The sequence below is a fragment of the uncultured Cetobacterium sp. genome (genome assembly GCF_947039425.1).
Taxonomy (GTDB): Bacteria; Fusobacteriota; Fusobacteriia; order Fusobacteriales; family Fusobacteriaceae; genus Cetobacterium_A.
The window spans coordinates 1-4,107 of sequence record NZ_CAMQYW010000180.1 but is presented as its reverse complement, the minus strand read 5'-3'; the positions used below and the strand labels follow the sequence as shown (position 1 = coordinate 4,107).

The 4,107-nt window shown below is 25.6% G+C and carries 4 protein-coding genes; 3 read left to right on the top strand and 1 reads right to left on the bottom strand.

All coding sequences use genetic code 11. The features are described from left to right. The first annotated feature begins 98 nt into the window (after window positions 1-98). From Q0V09_RS08640 to cfa, 3 genes are all read left to right on the top strand, one after another. Window positions 99-1,235: an ROK family protein gene (locus Q0V09_RS08640; protein ID WP_297405881.1), complete on the top strand. Its 1,137-nt coding sequence runs from the start codon at window positions 99-101 to the stop codon at window positions 1,233-1,235. An 83-nt stretch (window positions 1,236-1,318) separates the two neighbouring features. Beyond that, window positions 1,319-2,632: a hemolysin family protein gene (locus Q0V09_RS08635; RefSeq protein WP_297405882.1), complete on the top strand. Its 1,314-nt coding sequence runs from the start codon at window positions 1,319-1,321 to the stop codon at window positions 2,630-2,632. A 106-nt stretch (window positions 2,633-2,738) separates the two neighbouring features. Further along, on the top strand, window positions 2,739-3,860 hold the full coding sequence (gene cfa / locus Q0V09_RS08630) for a cyclopropane fatty acyl phospholipid synthase (RefSeq protein ID WP_297405883.1): 1,122 nt from the start codon (window positions 2,739-2,741) through the stop codon (window positions 3,858-3,860). Window positions 3,861-3,891: 31 nt separating this feature from the next. Here the strand turns inward: cfa and Q0V09_RS08625 are convergent, their stop codons facing one another. Continuing rightward, a complete protein-coding gene (locus Q0V09_RS08625; RefSeq protein ID WP_297405884.1) occupies window positions 3,892-4,059 on the bottom strand; it encodes a rubredoxin in 168 nt (55 codons plus the stop codon). Window positions 4,060-4,107 lie beyond the last annotated feature (48 nt).

Sequence of the window (4,107 nt, the reverse complement as noted above, 5' to 3'; positions counted from 1 at the left end):
AATTTTTTTTCTGTGAAAAATCTATTTTAATAGAGTTGACTTTTGTTATTTTTAAGAATATACTTGTATAAAGTTATAACAAAAGGAGCTGAGTCTAGATGTTTTATCAAAAAAAAGAACAAAAAATAAATAAAAATAAAATATTTAAATTTATTTCATCTAAAAAAGAATTCACAAAACAAGACGTTTCAGATAGTTTAGAAATTAGTTTTCCTACTGTTGGTAAATATATTAGTAGTTTTCTAGAAATGGGAATTATTGAAAATTTAGGATATTTAATGGGGAAAAATAATAGGAAATCCTTAACATATAAATTTAATCCTAATGGATTATATTCAATTGGTATTAACGTAGAAGTTAATCGACTTCGGATAATTTTAATAAATTTAAAAGGCCATAAAATTAAACAAAAAGAAATTTCTAAAAACTTTTATAATGATTCGAATTTTCTAGGATTTATCATTGATCAACTAAAAATATTTTTATTAGATTGTCCTCAAAAAGAAAGAATAAAAGGAATTGGCGTATCTCTTCCAGGAATAGTTGATAATCAAAATAAAGAGTTTAAAATAGGTACTAATTTCCATCTATTTTCAAAGGATATGACTTTATTAGAAGAGGTATTTAATCTTCCAGTTTATTTAATTAATGAAGCTAATGCTGGAGCTTTTTGTGAATATATTTTTAATAATTATCTATATGAAAATTTAGCATATATATCAATAGATACGGGAGTCGGAACTGGAATTATTTTAAATAGTAAACTATATTATGGAAAATCTTTTAAAGCTGGAGAAATAGGACATGTTACTGTTGTTGATAATGGAAAACTTTGTTCTTGTGGAGATAGAGGATGTTTAGAAAAATATTGTTCAAACACTTCATTAATAGAAGATTTTCAAAAAGCATTTAATTTAGAAAATCTAACTTTAAATAAAATTTTTACAGAAAAATTATATTTACAAACTACAGGAAATAAAATTTTAAAAAATTATCTAAACTATTTAGCTAGAGCTATTAAAACATTACAACTTATTTTTGATTTAGATAAAATAATTATTGGTGGTGAAATTACGCACTATAAAGATCTATTTAATATGGAAGAAACATTAAAAAATAAAGTATTTAATAATATTTTTTATAGGGACAAAAATATATTAGGATTTTCAAATAATGGTGACTCTTCAAATTTATACGGTGCTGCTTTTCTTCCTTTCAAAGAATTTCTGTATTAAAATCAATATTTTAATGATTTCCCTTGATTTATTTTTAAATTTTGCTATTATATAGAATAACAAAATTTAAGGAGGTTTATTTTATGGAGGATTCTAGTTCCGTCAGCTTGTATTTTGAGCTTTGTATTTTATTATTTCTAACGTTTATCAATGGTTTTTTTGCGTGTGCTGAAATGGCCATAGCTTCTATTAATAAAAATAAAATAAAAGCAATGGCAGAAAATGATAAAAAAGCTAAAACCATTTATAATTTATTAAAAGAACCTACAAAATTCTTATCAACTATTCAAGTTGCAATTACTTTAGCTGGATTTTTAGCCAGTGCTTCTGCAGCAACTCATTTTTCCTCTACTTTACAAATATACTTAAAACAAATTGGATTACCATCTTCAAATTTAATAGCATTGACAATTGTAACAATAATTTTATCATATTTTACTTTAGTTTTTGGTGAACTTGTTCCTAAGAGAATAGCTCTTGAAAATCCAGAGAAAATTGCTAAAAGTACAATTAATATTGTAATTTTAATGTCAAAAATATTGACACCCTTTGTTATGCTTTTAACAGTGTCAACTAATATTATTTTAAAAATTTTAAGAATTAATTTGAAAAATTTTAAAGAAGAAACCTCTCAAGAGGAGATTTTATCTCTTTTAAATATAGGAAGAGTTAGTGGAGTGGTTGATAAAGAAGAAGAAGAAATGATAAATTCAATTTTTGAATTTAAAGATAAAAGTGCAAATGAAATTATGGTATCTAGAGTTGATAGTTTTATCCTTGATATAGGAAAACCTTTAAAAAATCAATTAGATTTAATTTTTACAGAGGAATATTCAAGAATTCCTGTATATGAAGATGATATAGATAATATTATTGGAATTTTAAATATAAAAGACTTAGCTAAAAAAGCCCATGAAATTCATTTTGATAAAATAAATTTAAAAGCATTATTAAAAAAACCATATTTTGTTCCTGAATATATAAAGATTAGACAACTTTTTAAAGAGTTAAAAAGTGCTAGAAAATATATGGCTATTTTAGTTGATGAATACGGTGGGTTTTCAGGAATCGTAACTATGGAAGATTTAGTCGAAGAAATAGTTGGAGAGATTGAGGATGAATATGATGATGAAAATATAATAGAAGAGATATCTAAAGGGCGATTTATAATAGATGGGAAATTTCCCCTTGATGATTTAAATGACTATTTAAATATTAATTTATATTCTAAAAATAATAATACTTTAGCAGGATATGTCATTGAAAAATTAGAGTGTATACCTGACCAAAGCTTAATTGGAGAGGAATTAATTGAAGATGGATTTTCTATTATAATAAAAGATATAAACGAAAATAGAGTTGAAAGAATTGAAATACTTTTTCAAAACAACATGTAAAATAACATGTTGTTTTTTTTTGTGTACAATTCTTTTAGAATAAACATATTGTAAAATACAAAAAAAAAGTATACATTGAAACTATAACTTACTTAGGAGGTCGAGTATGGATGCGATAAATGTTGTTACAAGATTGTTAAATGAAGCTAATATTGAAATAAATGGAGATAATCCATGGGATATTCAAGTTAGAGATGAAAGATTTTATAGTCGTATATTAGCTGATGGTTCTCTTGGATTAGGAGAAGCTTATATGGAAGGTTGGTATGACTGTAAAAACCTTGATCAATTTATTTTTAACCTTTTAAGAGGAAATTTAGAGGAAAAATATAATGCTGAAGTTTTAGTTACTACAATGGCTGAAAAGTTTAAACATCTATTTAATCCTCAAACAATTAATAATTGTAAAAAAGATATTTCATTTCACTATGATATTGGAAATAACTTATTTAAACATATGTTAGATCCAAGAATGGTTTATAGTTGTGCATATTGGAAAGATGCACAAGATTTAAATGAGGCTCAAGAAGCTAAACTTGATCTGATTTGTAGAAAATTAGATTTAAAACCAGGAATGACTCTTTTAGATATAGGTTGTGGTTGGGGTTCATTTATGAAATATGCTGCTGAAAAGTATGGAGTTATTTGTACTGGTCTGACTTTATCTAAAGAACAAATAAAGTTAGGAAAAGAAAATTGTAAAGATTTACCTATTGAATTTATTTATAGTGATTATAGAGAGTTTGAAAGTGATCCATTTGATAGAGTTGTTTCTATTGGAATGTTTGAGCATGTAGGACCTTTGAACTATGGAGTTTATATGCAAAAAGCTCATAAAATGTTAAAAGAGGATGGAATCTTTTTATTACATACTATTGGTGGATTAAGTGATAGTGAACACGGAGATAAATGGATTAGAAAATATATCTTCCCTCATGGGATAATTCCATCAATTCAACAAGTTGGAACTGCTATAGCAGGAACATTTTATATGGAAGATTGGGAAGATTTCGGCCCAGACTATGATAAAACTTTAATGGCATGGAATGAAAATTTCCAAAATTCTTGGAAAGATATAGAAAAAGATTATGAAGGACAAAAATATTTCAAAAAAATGTGGGAATATTATTTACTCGCTTGTGCTGGTGCATTTAGAGCTAGAGATCTTGGAGTTTGGCAAATTGCTCTAACTAAAAAAAGATTAGTTAAGCCTATTTGTAGAGTATAAAGATAAGGTGTTAGAAGTTTCTAACACCTTTTTATATTAACTCATCCTTAAAAAAATAATCTTTATTTCCTCCACATAAAGGGCATACCCAATGTCTTGGTAAATCTTCAAATTTAATTCCAATATCAATATCTTGAATTTCATCTCCTTCATCATGGCTATAAATATGTCCACACAAAATACAAATCCATTTCTCCAAAATAAACCTCCTTAAAATAGAATATTTCTATTATATTACGTTAAAAAG